At 33.4% G+C, this 19,790-nt stretch carries 13 protein-coding genes; 2 read left to right on the top strand and 11 right to left on the bottom strand.

Annotation, left to right across the window (positions count from 1 at the left end; genetic code table 11):
- Nucleotides 1-140 precede the first annotated feature (140 nt).
- A complete protein-coding gene (locus ABD941_RS00180) occupies nucleotides 141-1,766 on the top strand; it encodes an ABC-F family ATP-binding cassette domain-containing protein (protein WP_345271858.1) in 1,626 nt (541 codons plus the stop codon).
- Here ABD941_RS00180 and ABD941_RS00175 read toward each other — a convergent pair whose 3' ends face one another.
- The 11 genes from ABD941_RS00175 to ABD941_RS00125 form a co-directional block, all read right to left on the bottom strand.
- The gene (locus ABD941_RS00175; RefSeq protein WP_345271857.1) at nucleotides 1,767-1,997 is read right to left on the bottom strand and encodes a putative signal transducing protein; all 231 of its coding nucleotides are present in this window, start codon (nucleotides 1,995-1,997) and stop codon (nucleotides 1,767-1,769) included.
- Between the two features lie 80 nt (nucleotides 1,998-2,077).
- Nucleotides 2,078-2,860 (bottom strand): phosphatase PAP2 family protein, encoded by a 783-nt coding sequence (locus tag ABD941_RS00170; RefSeq protein WP_345271856.1) that lies wholly within the window; start codon nucleotides 2,858-2,860, stop codon nucleotides 2,078-2,080.
- A gap of 73 nt (nucleotides 2,861-2,933) precedes the next feature.
- Nucleotides 2,934-5,360 (bottom strand): phenylalanine--tRNA ligase subunit beta, encoded by a 2,427-nt coding sequence (gene pheT / locus ABD941_RS00165; protein WP_345271855.1) that lies wholly within the window; start codon nucleotides 5,358-5,360, stop codon nucleotides 2,934-2,936.
- Between the two features lie 81 nt (nucleotides 5,361-5,441).
- On the bottom strand, nucleotides 5,442-5,912 hold the full coding sequence (locus ABD941_RS00160; protein WP_345271853.1) for a hypothetical protein: 471 nt from the start codon (nucleotides 5,910-5,912) through the stop codon (nucleotides 5,442-5,444).
- A gap of 12 nt (nucleotides 5,913-5,924) precedes the next feature.
- Entirely contained in the window at nucleotides 5,925-8,336 is a 2,412-nt protein-coding gene (locus tag ABD941_RS00155; RefSeq protein WP_345271852.1) for an alpha-ketoacid dehydrogenase subunit alpha/beta, read from the bottom strand.
- A 169-nt stretch (nucleotides 8,337-8,505) separates the two neighbouring features.
- Nucleotides 8,506-11,337 (bottom strand): gluzincin family metallopeptidase, encoded by a 2,832-nt coding sequence (locus tag ABD941_RS00150; RefSeq protein ID WP_345271851.1) that lies wholly within the window; start codon nucleotides 11,335-11,337, stop codon nucleotides 8,506-8,508.
- Between the two features lie 124 nt (nucleotides 11,338-11,461).
- Entirely contained in the window at nucleotides 11,462-12,151 is a 690-nt protein-coding gene (locus ABD941_RS00145; RefSeq protein ID WP_345271849.1) for an LOG family protein, read from the bottom strand.
- A gap of 81 nt (nucleotides 12,152-12,232) precedes the next feature.
- A complete protein-coding gene (uvrA, locus tag ABD941_RS00140) occupies nucleotides 12,233-15,064 on the bottom strand; it encodes an excinuclease ABC subunit UvrA (protein ID WP_345271848.1) in 2,832 nt (943 codons plus the stop codon).
- Between the two features lie 144 nt (nucleotides 15,065-15,208).
- Entirely contained in the window at nucleotides 15,209-15,925 is a 717-nt protein-coding gene (locus ABD941_RS00135) for a hypothetical protein (RefSeq protein WP_345271847.1), read from the bottom strand.
- 101 nt (nucleotides 15,926-16,026) lie between these two features.
- Nucleotides 16,027-17,727, bottom strand: a complete 1,701-nt coding sequence (gene ggt / locus ABD941_RS00130; protein WP_345271846.1) for a gamma-glutamyltransferase — start codon at nucleotides 17,725-17,727, stop codon at nucleotides 16,027-16,029.
- Nucleotides 17,728-18,321 carry an acyl carrier protein phosphodiesterase gene (locus tag ABD941_RS00125; protein WP_345271845.1) on the bottom strand — a complete coding sequence of 198 codons (594 nt, stop codon included), beginning with the start codon at nucleotides 18,319-18,321 and terminating at the stop codon, nucleotides 17,728-17,730.
- Between the two features lie 78 nt (nucleotides 18,322-18,399).
- On the opposite strand from ABD941_RS00125, the gene glmM reads away from it, so the two are divergent.
- Nucleotides 18,400-19,788: a phosphoglucosamine mutase gene (gene glmM, locus ABD941_RS00120; protein WP_345271843.1), complete on the top strand. Its 1,389-nt coding sequence runs from the start codon at nucleotides 18,400-18,402 to the stop codon at nucleotides 19,786-19,788.
- Nucleotides 19,789-19,790 lie beyond the last annotated feature (2 nt).

The following is a 19,790-nucleotide window of genomic DNA, read 5'->3' as shown; positions in this document are numbered from 1 at the left end:
GAAAGTTTATTTAATATCTTTATTGGATTATATAGAAAAGTCATAGATCCATTTGTGGTTTATGAATAAATTATTAGTAAAGTATGTTTCGTCTTACCAATTGAATTTTCTACTTTTGCAAAAAAATAAAAACAACCCTTATGTTATCCGTATCTAACCTTTCTGTTCAATTTGGTAAACGCGTTCTTTTTGATGAAGTAAATACTACCTTCAATAACGGTAATTGCTATGGTATTATTGGTGCTAATGGATCTGGTAAGTCTACCTTTTTAAAGATTATTTCTGGTAAGCAAGAACCGACGTCTGGGCATGTGTCCTTGGAGTCAGGCAAACGTATGTCGGTTTTAGAGCAAAATCATAATTTATATGATGCGCATACAGTTTTAGAAACAATTTTAATGGGCAATAAACCCTTATTTAAAATTAAAACTGAAATTGATGCCCTTTATGCGGACTATACTGATGAGAATGCGGAGAAAATTGGAGAGCTTCAAGTAGAATTTGAAGAAATGGATGGTTGGAATGCAGACAGTAATGCTGCTTCTATGTTATCTAATTTAGGTATAAAAGAAGAGTTTCATTACACCTTAATGGCCGATTTGGATGGTAAGCAAAAAGTACGGGTATTATTAGCACAGGCTTTATTTGGAAATCCCGATGTGTTGATTATGGATGAGCCTACCAATGATTTAGATTATGAAACTATTTCTTGGTTAGAAAACTTTTTAGCAAATTATAACAATTGTGTTATAGTAGTATCACACGATAGGCACTTTTTAGATGCAGTTTGTACCCATATTTCGGATATTGATTTTGGGAAGATAAACCACTATTCTGGTAACTATACATTTTGGTATGAGTCTTCGCAATTAGCGGCAAGACAACATGCGCAACAGAATAAGAAAGCCGAAGAGAAGAAAAAGGAGCTAGAAGAATTTATACGTCGTTTTTCTGCTAACGTAGCTAAAAGCAAGCAAGCTACAAGTAGAAAGAAAATGATTGAAAAACTAAATATTGCTGATATAAGAAGAACAAGTCGTCGTTATCCTGCTATTATTTTTGAACGCGATAGAGAAGCAGGAGATCAAATTTTAAATATTGAAGGACTATCTGCTTCTACTGAAGGCGAAACATTATTTAAAGGCATTGATTTAAATTTAGCAAAAGGCGATAAAGTAGTTGTTTTTTCAAGAGATTCAAGAGCAACAACCGCTTTTTATCAAATACTGAATAATAAAGAAAAAGCAGAATCTGGTAAGTTTATGTGGGGGGTTACAACTACGCAGTCCTATTTACCATTAGATAATAGTGAGTTTTTTAATAATGAATTAACACTAATTGATTGGTTACGCCAATGGGCTACTACAGAAGAAGAGCGGGAAGAAGTAAATATACGTGGATTCTTAGGGAAAATGATTTTTAGTGGAGAAGAAGCTTTTAAAAAATCTTCTGTGCTATCAGGAGGAGAAAAAGTAAGATGTATGTTATCTCGTATGATGATGACTAGAGCTAATGTGTTGCAATTAGACGAACCAACAAATCATTTAGATTTAGAGAGTATTACAGCATTTAACAACTCGCTTAAAAACTTTAAAGGCACTATTTTGTTTACTACCCATGACCATGAGTTTGCACAAACAGTTGCAAATAGAGTAGTGGAGTTAACTCCAAATGGTATTATAGACCGTTACACAACCTTTGATGAGTATATGCAAGATTCAAAAATAAAAGAACTACGTAATAAAATGTACGCGGTTACAACTTAATTAAGATTGTAATTCTGAACTTAAATTTTTAACTGTTTCAGCGGCTTTGTCAAGTTCTTCTTTATGAACATGTATTTCTTGAAGACCTTGAATAGAAGCACCAAAACCAGCTAATCGTCCAGATTCAGATTCATCTTTTATAATGGCACAAATGTTTAAATTTTGAAGCTCATTAAAAATACGTTGAACTTCAATAAAATTTCCTGTAAATACTTTGATGTAGTTTGACATGGCTTTAAGTTTTAAAGGTTCCTCTTAAAGGTACGAAAAAAACGAGTATGAACGAAAGGTTTTTTCTTTCGAAAAAGAGTTTAAAATGAACCTATTACACCAATTTTATCACCACTAAAGCTTAATCGCCAACTTATCTGTTTTTCTTTTTTGTCATACTTATAAGTATTTGATTTAAACATAAATTTATCGATACTATCAACAACAACAATACTTATTACGGCTGCAAGCCCAACATCAGTTAACCAATGAGCGCCAGCAAATAATCTAGAAATTGGTGCAACAGATCCTAGAGAATATACACCAATTTTACTCCAAGTATTATTAAATTGTTTTGCTATGGCATGAGCCATTGTCATAGATAAAATAGTGTGTCCTGAAGGAAATGAATGGTATTTAGCCTCATGAGACCAGAACTTGAAATCTGTGCTTTTTAGTCCATTTCCAGGTCTAGCTCTACCAAAAGCTGTTTTACTTAAACTTTGTATCAACCCAGTGGTAACGGATGAAGATATAATTAAGACACTGGTTTTTCTTATTTTTTCGTTCTTAGTGAATAATCCAAAACCATACAATCCAGCATTAGCAATAAAATATACTTGAGGGCTTCCAAAGCGTGTTCCTGCTTCTTGAAACACCCTTGGTACATGAGGTTCATTACGAACAAAAACCTCATCGGCTTCATCATCAATTGTAGAAAGTGCTAAAGTACTAACAAAAATAGTGCCTAATGTAGTAAAATCCTTTTTCTTCCAATGAAAGGGTCTTGAAAGTGAATACCCAACATTTTTGATTCCATTTTTTAAATCATATAATGCGAGCTTACCTATGGATGTGGTATCTGATGTTTTTTCTGTTGCCAAAAAATGCTGTGCATTTAATTTGCAATAAAAACATAACAATACACTGAAAAGTAAGAGTTTTTTCAAAATAATTTTATCTTAATTCAGCGCCTAATTGTTTTTCAAAGTTTACTTGAAGCTTAGACATGATTTTATCTATTTGCTTGTCGGTAAGTGTTTTGTTTTCATCTTGTAATGTAAAACTAACGGCATAACTTTTTTTGCCTTTAGGTAGGTTTTTACCTTGATAGACATCAAATAAATTAACACCTTTGAGTAATTGCTTTTCACTTTGCTTAGCAATTTTATATATCGATTCAAAAGTAACATGGTCATCTAACAATAAGGCAAAATCGCGCCGCACTTCAGGGTATTTTGGAATGGGTTTAAACTTAATATTAGTATGTTTTATAATGTTTAAAATAGCATCCCAATTAAAATCAGCAAAAATAACTTCTTGTGAAATGTCGAAATGTTTTAATATCGGTTTCTTTACTATACCGAAATCAACTAATTTATTTTTTCCTAATCCAAAAGTTAATCCTTCAGCAAATAAATCATTACTAATAGGCGATTCATTGAACCTAGAAATCCCCATGCGTTCAAGGATCGAAACAAGTAGCCCTTTCATTAAAAAGAAATCGCTATTTTTACTTGTGTTATGCCAATTTTCTGAAGCTTGATTGCCTGTTATAAAAACAGATAAATGATTGAGTTCTTCTCTTTTATCGGCATATCCATGATAGGTCTTTCCGAATTCAAATAACTTTAAATCGGAACGTTTTCTGTTTATGTTAAATGAAACAGCTTCTAATCCTGAAAACAATAAAGACTGCCTTAAAACAGACAAATCATTACTTAAAGGATTAAGCATCGTTATATTATGTTCTTCTTTTAATTGTTCGCTTAGTGCTAGATAATCAGACGTCGTGAACGAATTGGATAGTATTTCAAAAAAACCTTGTGAGACTAATTGGTTACCAATAATATTTTGAATTTTATAATCTTCAAAACGTGAGGTTTTAGAAATTGAAGCGTTTAATTTTTCGGAGGTTTTAATATTGTTATATCCGTAAACCCTTAGTATTTCTTCAATAACATCAGCTTCACGTTGTACATCATTTCTATAAGCAGGTATTGTTAACCCCAAACCGGTTTCGGTAACATTATTTACTTTTATATCCAATGATGTTAAAATACGTTTGATGGTTTCTCTTGGAATTTCTTCTCCAATTAAATTTTTAGCATTTTCGAAACTTAAGCGAACTTCAAAGTCTTTTATTTTTTTTGGATAGAGATCAATAATGTCGCTAGTTATTTCTCCGCCCGCTAATTCTTGAATTAATAATGCGGCTCGTTTTAAAGCATATTCAGTAATATTAGGATCTATCCCACGCTCAAATCTAAATGAAGCATCTGTATTCAGTGCATGGCGCTTAGCTGTTTTACGGATACTTACTGGGTTAAAATAAGCACTTTCTAAAAATATACTTGTTGTGCTTTCTGTAACACCTGAATCAATGCCGCCAAAAACACCCGCAATGCACATTGGTTTTTCAGCATCACAAATCATTAGATCATCTTCGTGTAATTTACGTTCCACACCATCTAAAGTCACAAATTTAGTACCCGCTTTTAATGTTTTAACTTCTACTTTATTACCTGAAATTTTTACAGCGTCAAATGCGTGTAATGGTTGTCCTAAATCATGAAGCACGTAATTTGTAGCATCAACAATATTGTTAATAGGACTTAAACCAATGGCTTTTAAACGGTGCTGCAACCAAGCTGGAGATTCAGTAACTTTTAATCCAGAGATTGTAACACCACAATATCGTGGTGCTAAAGCTTTGTTTATTACATCAACATCTATTTTTAAAGTCCGATTTTCAATATTAAACGCACTTACTGATGGTGTAATCAATTCTAAATTAATATCCTTTTGTACCAGTCCTGCTTTTAAATCGCGAGCGGTTCCTAAATGGCTCATAGCATCTGCTCGATTTGGTGTTAAACCAATTTCAAAGACTTGATCGTTTTCAATATCAAAAATATCGGCAGCTAGTGTGCCGACTTTAATTTTATCTTCTAAAACCATAATGCCGTCGTGCGATTTTCCTAAACCTAATTCATCTTCGGCACAAATCATTCCAGAGCTTTCCTCGCCTCTAATCTTCCCTTTTTTGATGGTCCAAGATTCGCCTTCTTCAGTATATAAAGTTGTTCCAATGGTAGCGACAGGTACTTTTTGACCGGTAGTAACATTAGGAGCTCCACAAACTATTTGGAGAGGCGCTTCGCCACCAACATCAACAGTAGTCACTTTAAGTTTATCAGCATTTGGGTGTTTAATACAGGTTAATACTTTACCAACAACTACACCCTCTAATCCGCCTTTTACAGATTGATAGGCTTCAACACCTTCAACTTCAAGCCCTAAATCTGTTAATAGCTCGCTGGTTTGTTCTGGTGTCCAATCTGTTTTAATAAATTGTTTTAACCAATTGTATGAAATCTTCATAAATCATTATCGTATTAAGCGAGCAAAGATAAAATATTGCGCTTAGCATTCAAATAAAGCTGGATAATTTGTGAAACGAAGTTATAAATTTTCAAGTATTAGGTTATAATCGTATTGTAAATCTTCGTGTAGACCAGAAATAGTCTTTTTAGCCAAAAGTAATTGGCGATTATACATGTTTAGTAACTGTGTACTGCGTTTTATAGTAGGAGAGAAAGCTTTTAATTTTCCGCAAAAGTAAATAAGTAATTCGGCTTCAGTTTCTTTTTTTTGTGAATAACGAACATACTTCTTTACATTTCTAAGGATTTTTCGGATACTTTTTCTGATGTAGAAATAGCTGTCACGATTTATAACTTCAAATTCATTATCCATATAGGCTTTAATAGTTTGGATGTATCCTTCTTCGTGTTCTGATTCAAATAATAAATAAGTAAGGAGTTCTTTGTTTTCCTTTTTAAAACGGGATAGTCTGAGGCAGAGTACTATTAATTCTTCTTGAGATTGGTGTTGTAATTCTTTTTTAATAGTAACTGCCGATACTGCTTTCATATTAAAAAGGGGCTATCTCAGTTTAGGGAAATTGCTAGGATTTAATTCGTGCATAACCTCATAAACCGCTTCAAAAATATCTTCCGCCGAGGGTTTTGAAAAATAATCGCCATCATTTCCGTAAGCTGGTCTGTGTGGTTTAGCGGTTAAGGTTTTTGGCGAACTATCTAAATATTGAAATGCGTTTTGTTTATTTAGAATTTCATCTAATATATAAGCTGAAGCACCTCCTGGAACATCTTCATCGATGATGATAACGCGATTGGTTTTTGCTATACTTTTTACGATATCGTGGTTTAGATCAAATGGCATTAATGATTGTATGTCTATAATTTCTGCATCAATACCAATAGCTAAAAGGTCTTTAGCGGTTTGCTCAACAATGCGCAATGTTGAACCATAGGACACTAATGTAATATCTGTACCTTCTTTAATGGTTTCAACAACTCCTATTGGCGTTTTAATAGCGCTAAGGTTATTTGGCATTTTTTCTTTTAACCTGTAACCATTTAAACATTCTACAACTATGGCTGGATCATCACCAAGCAAAAGGGTGTTGTAAAAGCCTGCGGCTTTAGTCATATTTCTAGGGACTAACAAATTAACACCTTTTACTAAATTTAAAACACCTCCCATTTGTGAACCTGAATGCCATATACCTTCTAATCTGTGGCCACGTGTTCTTATTATTAATGGTGCTTTTTGTTTGCCTTTGGTTCTATAATGCAACGTTGCTAAATCATCACTTATAATTTGTAATGCGTAGAGTATATAGTCTAAATATTGAATTTCTGCAATGGGTCTTAATCCGCGTAATGCCATACCAATACCTTGGCCTATAATTGTTGCTTCTCGAATGCCTGTATCTGCTACACGAAGTTCTCCATACTTATCTTGTAAACCTTCTAATCCTTGATTTACGTCACCTATGTTACCGGTATCTTCTCCAAAAACTAAGGCTTCTGGGTAATTATTGAAAATAGCATCAAAATTATCACGAATTATAATACGACCATCAACAAGAGCTTCATCGTCATTATACGCTGGCTTTGTTTCTTTTATCAGAACATTAGAGCCTTGTGTTTCTGAATATAAATGCGAACTAAACTTAGGTTGAATAGTTTCAAACATGGTATTTACCCATTTGTTAAGTGTTTCTTTTTCAGTAAATGATTCTCCTATGGTATAGCGTAGAACTCTTCTAGCACTTGAAAAAAGGTCTTTTCGAGTAGGTTCGTTTATTCCAGCTAAATTGTCATGGATTTTTGAAATAAAAACACCGTTAATACTATTGGCTGCAACTTGCTTTAAAATAGATATTAGTTCTTGATGTTCCTTTTTTATAGGTTTTAGAAAGGTGTTCCAAGCATTCTTTTTTGCTTCTCTTACTTCACGTTTTGCGGTTCTTTCAATTTCGATTAGTGCTTCATTTGTGGCAATGCCACTTTCAATAATCCATTGTCGCATTTTTGCATTACAATCATGATTGGCTTCCCATTCTAGACGATCAGCATTTTTATAACGTTCATGAGATCCTGATGTAGAGTGTCCTTGTGGTTGTGTTAACTCTAAAACATGAATTAAAACAGGCACATGTTCTTCTCTTGCAATAGCGGAAGCTTCTTGATAGGTTTCAATAAGGTTTGCATAATCCCAACCTTTTACCCGTAGAATTTCAAATCCTTTTATGTTTTTATCGCGTTGGAATCCTTTTAATACTTCTGAAATATTCTCCTTTGTTGTATGGTGTTTTGCATGTACTGAAATACCATATTCATCATCCCAAACACTTATCACCATAGGTACTTGTAAAACACCAGCAGCATTAATGGTTTCGAAAAAGAGACCTTCGCTAGTACTTGCGTTTCCAATTGTTCCCCAAGCTACTTCATTTCCTTTGTTAGAAAAGCTTGTGGTGTTTATACCATCTACCTCTCTGAAAATTTTAGACGCATGTGCTAAACCTAATAAACGAGGCATTTGCCCTGCGGTAGGTGAGATATCTGAACTTGAATTATATTGTGCCGTTAGATCTTTCCAACTACCATTATCATTTAAACTATGGGTTACAAAATGCCCGCCCATTTGGCGTCCTGCAGACATAGGTTCGTGTTCCAAATTGGTATTGGCATATAGTCCTGCAAAAAACTGTTCCATACTCAGTTCTCCAATAGCCATCATAAAGGTTTGGTCTCGATAATAACCCGATCGCCAATCGCCTTTTAAAAAGGCCTTAGCCATTGCTAATTGGGGAACTTCTTTTCCGTCACCAAAAATTCCAAACTTAGCTTTGCCGGTTAATACTTCTCGACGTCCTAGTAAGCTACATTCTCGACTTTCTACAGCTATTTTGTAATCAGCTATAACTTCTGTTTTAAAGTCTTCGAAAGATAAGTTGTTTTTCAAATTGGTTACAGTTTGCATGGAAGTATGCTTTTAAATCTTTGCAAAAATAGTCAAAAGCTAGCTTTTTTGCAATTATATTAACCTGTAATTTTTTACGATATCCATAAAAAAATAAATTTAAGGCATATAAAATTGAATATTTTTCACAAAAAATACTGTTTAAATGATAATAATTCAAAATTTTACTTTAATACCATCGTCTTCTAAAGAGTCCTAAAAGTGATTGTGGATCTACAGTAAATTTAAACCTAATGCTTTGGTCATAATTGGGTTGTCCAATTTCCCAACCAAGATTAGAATATATGGGAAGATAAATTTCAAAATAATCTGTTACTAAATTAATTCTTATTCCAGAATCGTATACAAAATTTGGAGATTGATATTTGTTTTTCACAAAGCCTACATCGCCGTAAACGAGTATATATTTCCAAAGTGTTGTACTGGCGTTTAATGTTGTAATCCATTGATTGGCAAAGGGTGTTTCTAATTTTGATTTAAACCCACCTTCGGCATCAATATATTGTTGGCTAAATATACCAGTGTCCTCAGATCGTCCTAAATAATTATAATCGAATAAATAATCAGTAGGTCGGTCTAATGCAAAACTGAAATAATCTGAATTTAGATTGGTGTTGTTCTTTAAAAAAGCACCGGCAAAAGCACGAACGTTTAATTGCCTGTTACTTTCAAATAAGCGTCTGTATTCATAATTAAAAGCTAATTTGCTAAACTTTTTACCGATTTGAAGATCTGTATACCATTTCTTAAAATGGATTAGATTATCATTAGAGTTGATGTATCTCAAATTAAGAACACTGTAATTTGGCTCGTTACTTGTAAAAATGTTATTGACATCTTGATCTCTATTGATGTCTACGTATCTTAAAGTTAAAGTTTCTCGTTTATTGGAACGTAAATCATCTTTTGGTCTGAAAAAAAATCGTATTCTAGGTGTTATTTTGGTAACAAACAAATCTTCTGCATAGGATGAATACCCTGCTGATATCCCATATTTTAAAAAATAAAGATTGCTGTTTTCAAAATAGTGGGAATTTGATATATCGGCTGAACCTGTAATTGTCTTTGATTTAAAAGAATATCTAGGCGCTATTTTATAATTAAAAAGCTTTCTTAGCACTGTTTTGTTATATAGCTTTCCTCCTAAAGTGAAACCGTCATAAATGTTATTAAACTCTACTATGGGCATAAGAAACACTTGGTTGTAATAAGGGTCTTCAACATCTTGAAATAGTCTGAACTGTAATGGTTTATTGTTAAAAAAGTAGCCTTTTAACGATTTCCAATTATCTCTTAAGTTAATTTCTGGAATTATGCTGTTGTAGTTTAAAACAAGTTTATTGGCATCGTTTCTTGGAATGGTTAATGTTTTGTTTTTATCGATATCTTGAACCCATATTTTAGATACAATACTGTCATTGTTTAAAGTGTATAATGACACAGGCATATTGTTTTCGCGCTTGTTTTTTATGGTTAGGGTAATGGAATCTTCAGTTTTTTTAACCTTTCTAATTTTAAAATCTATTTTTTTTCGGGTAGTTAAATAGTCTTTAAAAAACCAGTCTATGTCTTTATTGGTTTTAGATTTTATATATGTTTCAAAGTTTTTAACGCTGGTTGCCTTTAATTTATTTTTGCTTAAAAACGACTGTATGCTATTTTCAACAATATCATGATTTACAAAATCGTCTAAGTATTTAAGTCCAATACCAGCTTTATATTTATTCGCAATATTTTTATTGAATTTTAATAACGAATCTTTTTGCATGGTTAAGGGTTGGTCTCTATTGGTTCTAGCCATAAGCATGAATGCTAGAATATACTTATCGTTAAATTTCATGTCTGAGGCATGAAAAGAACGAACACCCCAAATATCTGCAATGGAACCTAGAAACTTCATATTTGGATAATGCTGTTCTACATAATTCATCAAATAGTAAACCAAAATACCATCTATAAGCCATTGCTCTTTTCGTGGGTTTAGCAAAAGTGTGTTTTCTAGATAATTATGTAACGCAATTTTTAAAAGCTTTAATTCGTATTGAAAATGATTTGGATAAGCTTTTATGAAGTTTGGTAAAAAATTTAAACCATATACTGGGTTTTTGCTATAATCAATATTAGTTAAGAGTAGTCTTTCATGGGGGTATTTTCCGAAGTTATCTAAAATGAATTTTGTGACTTTTTCAGTGATTAGAACTTTATCTAAAATCTCAAGATTTTCATCATTTATATTTGAAACAATAGTAAAATTATCTGTTTGTAATGTTTTAAAGTCCGATTTTTTACTAAGGAACAATTTGTTGTTTGTTCTGTTTTTTCCTGATAATTTAATTATTTGTTTATTAGGTAATTGCGTAGTTTTATCTGTATTTAATTCTGAAGTCAAAACATAACCATTTGGGTGTTCGATTTCTAAAGAAATATCAGATTTTGGAATAAATAAATCGTCCAAATCTTTATTGCTGTAATATTGCCATTCGCCATTATAAATAGCAGGTGTTATATACCAGTATCTTAAATTAAAATCACCAGAATCTGTTATGCCATAGCTTGTAAATTTAGCATTTGGTATTTGGACCAGATATTCTAATTGTATTATGTAAGAATCATTTGGTTTTAATGTTTTTTTTAATTCAACTTTAACAATATCTATTTGGTTTTCGAGCTGTTCATAAATTAAATTTTCTCCATTTTGTCTAATAGATGTAATTACGGAAAAGCCTCTGTCTTCATTTTTGGCTAAATGAAAATCGTTTTTGTATTCATCGGCAATACGAATGGCCAATGGTGTTTTTTTTGTTGCATAGCTATTGTTCCAATCGTTAAGGTATATAGCTTGTAATTCATCTTGCGAAGTATTTTGATATTGAATGGTTTGAGATATTTTTATTTGTTTATTTTCTATATCAAAAACCGCTTTTACATCAATTTTATTTTGTGCAAAAATGGTATGGTATATTAGAAAAAATATGATACAATAAAAAAAGCGCAATTTCAATTTTTCAATAGCATTAAATGGTTAATAATTCATGTGATACTTGAGGGGCCACAATATAACAAAATATGGTGGCTTAAAATTTTAATGGTTATATAAACACAATATTTAATATAAAATTATGGTATTAAAAATTAGGGCTTAAATTAGATTTTTTATAAAAAGCATCAAGTATATCTATAACTTCATCTTCGGTATCAACTAAATGAATTAAGTCTAAATCTTTTGCACTTATGTTTTCAAATGTGTCTAAGAGTGTCTTTTTCACCCAATCTAATAAGCCTTCCCAAAAATCTGTTCCAACAAGAACTATAGGGAATTTTGCAATTTTATGTGTTTGGATAAGTGTCATGGCCTCAAATAGTTCATCAAGTGTGCCAAACCCACCTGGCATGACTACAAATCCTTGAGAATATTTTACAAACATGACTTTTCTAACGAAGAAATAATCAAAATCCAAGCTTTTATCACGGTCTATATACGGGTTGTCATGTTGTTCAAAAGGCAACTCAATATTAAGTCCAACGGAAGTTCCTCCAGCTAAATGCGCTCCTTTATTCCCAGCTTCCATAATACCTGGTCCACCTCCGGTAATAACGCCGTAACCAGATTCTACAATACGTTTGGCAATATTTTCTGCTAATGAGAAATATTTGTTGTCTGGTTTAGTTCTAGCTGATCCAAAAATAGATACGCAAGGTCCAATTTTACTGAGTTTTTCGTAGCCATTAACAAACTCGCCCATGATTTTAAAAATGGCCCATGAATCGTTTGTTTTTATTTCATTCCAACCTTTGTGGTGTTTTTCTGTTCGCATATTTTTAGTCTTTAGCCAATAGATTTATAGGCATTTGTATTTTTAAAATAATATTTAGTCGTTAGATTCTGTACTATTTGGCTAATTTAATTCTTTTCTAAGAAACTTAGCTGTATAGCTTTTTTTATGCTTTACAACGGCTTCTGGCGTGCCCTCAACAATTATTTGTCCACCACCTTTACCGCCTTCATAACCTATATCTATAATGTAATCTACTGTTTTAATAACATCTAAATTATGTTCGATAATAAGTACAGTGTTACCTTTGTCTGCCAATTTATTTAAAACTATCATCAGTACCCTAATATCTTCAAAATGCAGTCCAGTGGTTGGTTCATCTAAAATGTAAAAGGTATTTCCCGTATCTCTTTTTGAAAGTTCAGTAGCTAGTTTTATGCGTTGTGCTTCGCCACCAGATAGGGTGGTACTTTGCTGCCCTAATGTTATATAGCCTAAACCAACATCTTGTATGGTTTTTAGCTTTTTGTAAATCTTAGGGATATGCTCAAAAAATGCTACGGCTTCATTCATGGTCATGTTCAATACATCACTAATTGATTTTCCTTTATAGCGAATTTCTAAGGTTTCTCGATTAAACCGTTTGCCTTGGCAGGTTTCACATTCTACATACACGTCTGGAAGAAAGTTCATTTCAATAACTCTTAAACCTCCACCTTGACAGGTTTCACAGCGTCCACCTTTTACATTGAAACTAAAACGTCCAGCTTTGTAACCACGGATCATAGCTTCTGGTATTTTAGCAAATAAAGTTCTAATTTCACTAAAAGTACCTGTGTATGTTGCAGGGTTGCTTCGTGGTGTTCTCCCAATTGGAGATTGGTTAATATCAATTACTTTATCAATATGCTCTAAACCTTTTATGCTTTTATAGGGCATTGGTTTTTTTACACCATTAAAATAATGTGCATTTAAAATAGGGTAGAGTGTTTCGTTAATTAATGTAGATTTTCCACTGCCAGAAACACCGGTAATACCAATCATTTTTCCTAAAGGCAATTTAATAGATATATTTTTAAGATTGTTTCCTGTACATCCTTTAAGCTCTAAGAGTTTTCCATTTCCTTTTCTACGTTTTTTTGGAACTTCAATTTCTTTATTACCGTTTAAATAATCTGCTGTAAGGGTATTATGGGTTTTAAGTTCGTTAGGATTACCAATACTTATTATTTCGCCACCATGTTTACCAGCTTTTGGACCAATATCAATTACATGATCGGCACGTTCAATCATGTCTTTGTCATGTTCAACTACAATAACAGAATTCCCAATATCTCTTAGTGATATCAAAGAGTTTATCAACTTTTCATTATCACGTTGGTGTAAACCAATACTAGGTTCGTCTAAAATATATAGCACACCAACTAATTGCGACCCAATTTGAGTTGCTAAACGAATACGTTGTGCTTCTCCTCCTGATAAAGACTTCGAACTTCGGTTTAGGGATAGGTAATCTAATCCAACATCCAGTAAGAACTGAAGTCTGGATTTAATTTCTTTTAGAACTTCTTCAGCAATTTTTAGTTGTTTTTCGGAAAGATGCTTGTTTAAATTGTTAAACCACTTGGCGAGTTCAACAATATCTTTATTAGCAAGTTCTGCTATGTTTTTATTGTTTATTTTGAAATAAAGCGATTCTTTTTTTAAACGTGATCCTTCGCAAACGGGACATTTAACTTTGTCCATATAATCTTTTGCCCAGCGCTTTAAAGATCTGGATTCTGCCGTTTTATATTGATTTTCAATAAAGTTAGCAACGCCTTCAAAATCTATTTTATAGTCTCTTGTAACACCTAATGTTTTGCTTTCTACTGAAAACTTGTCATTGCCACCGTATAAAATAATCTGTTTTGCTTCTTCTGGAATGTCTTTATAGGCATCTGTTAAATTAAAGTTGAAGCGTTGTGCAATGGTTTCAAATTGTTTAAAAATCCAACTGCTTTTTTGCGGACCATGAGGTGCTAAAGCCCCATTTTTAATTGAAATTGAATCGTCTGGAATAATTTTATCTTCATTAATTTGATAGCGTGTTCCTATACCATTGCAATGGCTACAAGCACCTTTTGGAGAATTAAATGAAAAATTATTGGGTTCTGGGTTCGGATATGATATGCCTGATGAGGGGCACATTAAATTTCTACTAAAATAACGTGTTTCATTAGTGTCTTGGTCTATTACCAAAAGGACATCCTCGCCATGGTACATAGCGGTATTAATGGTTTCGGTTAGGCGTTTATCATTATCAACGGAATCATCAATAACCAACCTGTCAATTACCGTTTCTATATCGTGCGTTTTGTAACGGTCTAATTTCATGCCTTTTACTATATCACGAATTTCGCCGTCCGTTCTTACTTTTACAAAACCCTGTTTTGCAATCTGCTCGAATAATTCGCGATAATGCCCTTTTCTTGAGCGTACTACAGGAGCTAGAATATTAATACGTTTACCTTTAAAATCGCTTATAATAAGTTCTTTTATTTGCTCATCATTATAGCTAATCATTTTGTTTCCTGTGTTATAACTGTACGCATCACTGGCACGCGCAAAAAGCAAACGCATAAAATCATAAATTTCGGTAATGGTACCGACTGTTGATCGTGGCGATTTACTAGTTGTTTTTTGCTCTATAGCTATAACTGGAGATAAACCATCAATTTTATCAACGTCAGGACGTTCTAAACCGCCTAAAAATTGTCTGGCATAAGCTGAAAATGTTTCAATGTATCGGCGTTGTCCTTCAGCATAAATCGTATCAAAGGCTAAAGATGATTTTCCACTACCAGACAATCCTGTAATAACTACAAGTTTTTCTCTAGGAATGGACACATCAATGTTTTTAAGATTGTGCACTCTAGCTCCTTTTACTTCAATAAATTCGTTGAATTGGCTCATAAAATCGCAAAGTTGCGAAGTTACGTTTTTTGAGCTTAAAAATAAAGCTGCTGTACTCTGAAATTTAGTTAATTATTTGTTACTATTTAATGTACATTATGTAATTATTAATAGTTGTTTTTCTTTTTCCTGAAGAAAGCATTGTTATTGTATTCCTTTAACACTGTCAATTTCTAAACCGAAAACCAAAAGCTTATGGAATGTTGGTAATTGAGCGCCGCTATCGGTAGTTGTCCAATTGCTCCAAGAGGCTTCTAAGCCACCAATGGGAAGTGTGGAAGCCCATATTTTAAAGGCTGTAGGTTTACCATTATCGTCTAATATCCATAAATAGGAATCACCAGGTGTAGAGCCACCAGAGGTGTAGGTTACTAAAAGTGCCTCTTTATTATTTTTTGTTTTGACCAATCTGCGTTCAACACCAGCATCAAAAACTTTATAAGGAGCAACTAACCAAAAAGAGTCGTTATTAAAATAGGTAATGGCTTTATCTATCAAATCTTTAGCCATGTCGCTTTCGTTTTTAAAGCTATGGATATAAACTTTGCTTTTGTCAATATCGTTTAAATTGAGAATGACTTTGTTTTCCTTCCAATACACTTCACAGATGTTATTTGTTTTGTCCCAGTTATAATGATGGCGTCTTTTAAAAGTCCATTCTATATGATTGGTATTTTTATAAGCTTCATAGTCTAAAGCGTCTAGCATTTTGTATGCTAATGCATCGGCTTGTTTGCCTGGAACTCCAATGGGCAAATCTTCATTGTATTTATAATAAATACATCCAAAAAACAATAGACTTGGAAGTGTAAAGAAGATTACAATTCCTAAAATGATTTTTAATATTTTATTGACTTTCAAAATGGGACTTGAATTAAATGATCAACAATTTATTATCCCTATTAGTGGGTATTTCATTTAGCTAAAATATTTATTATAAATTAGTTACAAAAGAAAAAACACTAAAAACCGACTGCTGTATCATCTCCTCGACGATCTGCACCGCCCTCATACGAGTTATCATCTAAAACAAGTATTCCATCGACTTTGCCAATTACAGGAGCATCTTCTTCATTAATGGAATATCCCAATTCTTCGAGTTGTTTAATGATGGTTTTGTCGAATGAATTTGGTTCCATCATAATTAAATCGGGCAGCCACTGATGATGAAAACGTGGGGCATCAACTGCTTCTTGCATGGTCATTTTAAACTCGTGAACATTTAAAATAGTTTGTAATACAGAGGTTATAATTGTTGAGCCACCCGGTGTGCCAACAGACATGAATAGTTTGCCATTTTTTTCGACAATAGTAGGTGTCATAGAACTTAGCATGCGCTTTTCTGGAGTAATACTATTTGCTTCGGCACCTATTAAGCCAAACATATTGGGTTCGCCAGGTTTGCTGCTAAAATCGTCCATTTCGTTATTTAAAAAGAAACCAAGCTCGGAACAATAAAGCTTTGATCCATAAGCGCCATTTAAAGTGGTGGTGGCAGAAATTGCGTTACCAAATTGGTCAATAATAGAATAATGTGTGGTTTCATCACTTTCAATAATTTGAATATTACCATGGGAAATAGCACTCGATAATGTAGCTTTTTCAAATGAAAAATCTGCCATTCTACCACTTAAATAGGCTTCTTTTGTTAATGTTTCTATAGGTATTTCAACAAAATCAGGGTCACCTAAATAAAAACTTCTATCGGCATAAGCACGTCTTTCGGCTTCGGTAATGGCTTGAATTGTTTTAAGTGAGTTATGTCCGTATTCATCCAGATGAAAGGGTTCTATCATTTTCATAATCTGCGCTAAACACACCCCGCCGCTTGATGGTGGCGACATGGAGATAATCTTCAAGTCATCATAGGTAAATGTAATGGGGGTACGCCATTTAGCTTGGTATTTTGCTAAATCTTCTTCAGTAATAATACCACCATTGTCTTGAATGAATTTAGCTAATGTTTTGGCTGTTTGACCTTTATAAAAACCGTCTTTACCGTATTTTAAAATGCGTTCTATCGTTAGGGCCAGGGGCGGATATTTTATGGTATCGTTTGCTTTCCAATGTTTGTCAAAAACAATGGAATCTTTATTTGCTTTAGGGAAAAGGGGTTGGTAATGTTTAATTCTTTCTTCTTGTTTTTCAGTAACAACAACACCTTGGCGAGCCAAAGCTATAACAGGGTTTAGAATGTCTTCAATAGGCAAAGACCCTAGTTTTTCATGGACTGCAAAAACCCCAGCTACAGTACCAGGAACACCAACTGCCAAAGCGCCTAATCTGCTTTTTTCAGGAATGACATCACCATCTTTATCTAAAAACATGTTTTTTGTTGCTGCCAGAGGCGCTTTTTCTCGGTAATCAATAGCACCGATATCACCATTTGCTTTTCGGTAAACCATAAAACCGCCACCGCCAAGGTTACCCGCATAGGGATAGGCAACTGCTAATGCCAGTTCGGTTGCAACCATAGCGTCAAACGCATTCCCCCCTTTTTTAAGAATATCACGTCCTATTTTAGATGCTTCAACACGTGCAGAAACGACCATAGCATTTTGGGTAACTAATCCTTTTTTATTGACTTCTTTTGTGTCATTGCTTTTTTTACATGAGGCAACAAAACATAGTAAGGTAACAATGTAAATAAGATTTTTAATCATTTATAATTGGTTTAGTTCGGTTAGTTTTTCTTTGGAAGACGTAATTAGTTCATCAAAAAAAGCAGAGAACTCATTTTCAAATTCGGTATAAAATTCTTCAAGCTCATGGACAGCTTCATTCATACTAGAACGATTTTTGGTACGTCTATTCATCCCTTCTAAAACCCTTGTAATGCCTTGAATTGAAGCGTAGCTTAAAAGCCAGTTGTCAGCAATCATATACGGCATCATTTTTTGAATACGTAGAGGGAGGATATCGTAATGAACCTCTAAGGCATCGTAAAAATTATTAACATAATCCTCTAATGATATATTGCTGTATTTGTTCCAGTTTTTTGCCAAAAAGTGGTCGTAAAGTATATCTACAATAATACCAGAATAATGTCCGTATTTTTTATGAAGGCGTTTGGTGCTTTGTCTTACTGTTTTATGAGCATCAGTATAGGTATCTATATGTCGATGTAAGAGTATGCCTATTTGTATATCTTTTTGATATTTTTTATAAGAGCGCCCCTTTATACCATCGGCTATAAAATTTCCAATGGTAACTAAATCGTTTTCGCCAGATAGATAAATATGCGCTAAGTAGTTCATTCGTGAAATTTACGAATTCCGTTTTAAGAAATACGACTTTGAAATACTATATTTGTCTTTTTAACTTTAAAAAGAACTATGACACTTATAAAATCAATTTCAGGAATTAGAGGAACCATTGGTGGCCAAGTAGGCGAAAACTTAACCCCGATTGATGCGGTAAAATTTGCATCAGCTTATGGCGTTTGGTTAAAACAACAACGTCAAAAAGAAAACTACAAAGTTGTGGTTGGGAGGGATGCTCGTATTTCTGGTAAAATGATTCAAAACTTAGTGATGAATACCTTAATTGGTTTGGGAATTGATGTTGTTGATGTTGGACTTTCTACAACACCAACGGTAGAAGTCGCTGTACCTATGGAACATGCAGATGGCGGTATTATTTTAACAGCAAGTCATAATCCAAAACAATGGAATGCCTTAAAGCTTTTAAATGAAAAAGGTGAGTTTTTAGATGCTGTTGAAGGCGCTAAAATATTAGAGATAGCTGAGAGCGATGACATGAATTTTGCTGATGTTGATAGCTTGGGGAAAATAACAAAAAATAAAGCTTACATTGATTTACATATTATTGAGGTTTTAGATTTAGACTTGGTTAATGTAAAGGCTATAGAATCTGCTCGTTTTAGAGTGGTAGTTGATGGTGTTAACTCTACAGGGGGTATAGCTATTCCGTTGCTTTTAGAGCGATTGGGGGTAGATGTCATAAAATTATACTGTGAGCCTAACGGGCATTTTCCTCACAATCCAGAACCTCTTAAGGAGCATTTAACGGATTTATCTGCAGCTGTTAAAAAACATAATGCTGATTTTGGCATTGTGGTCGATCCAGATGTAGATCGTTTAGCATTTATGGATGAAAATGGCGATATGTTTGGAGAAGAATACACTTTGGTTGCTTGTGCGGATTATGTATTAAGCATAACCCCCGGAAACACGGTGAGTAATATGAGTTCTACAAGAGCTTTAAGAGATGTTACTGAAAAGCATGGCGGTATGTACGAAGCTAGTGCGGTAGGCGAGGTGAATGTGGTAAAACTAATGAAAAAGAACAACGTTGTTATTGGCGGCGAAGGTAATGGCGGGATTATTTATCCTGATGCACATTACGGACGCGATGCTTTAGTAGGTGTGGCCTTATTTTTAAGTTTGCTTGCTGATAAAAATATAAGTGTGAGTGCGCTTAGAAAAACATACCCTAGTTATTTTATGGGTAAAAAGAAAATACAATTAACACCTGGATTGGATGTTGATGGTATTTTAAAAACCATGGAAGACCGTTATCAAAATGAACAACTAACGACTATTGATGGTGTAAAAATCGATTTTTCAGAAAGTTGGGTACACTTGCGCAAAAGTAATACAGAACCCATTATTAGAATTTATACCGAAGCTAAATCGCAAGAAGAGGCTGATGGTTTAGCAGATAAGTTTATTGAGGAAATAACAGCAGTTGCTAATAGCTAACT

The sequence above is a fragment of the Flaviramulus aquimarinus genome, assembly GCF_039543205.1.
In the GTDB taxonomy this organism is placed as follows: Bacteria; Bacteroidota; Bacteroidia; order Flavobacteriales; family Flavobacteriaceae; genus Flaviramulus_B; species Flaviramulus_B aquimarinus.
This window is presented reverse-complemented; position numbering and strand designations above follow the sequence as displayed.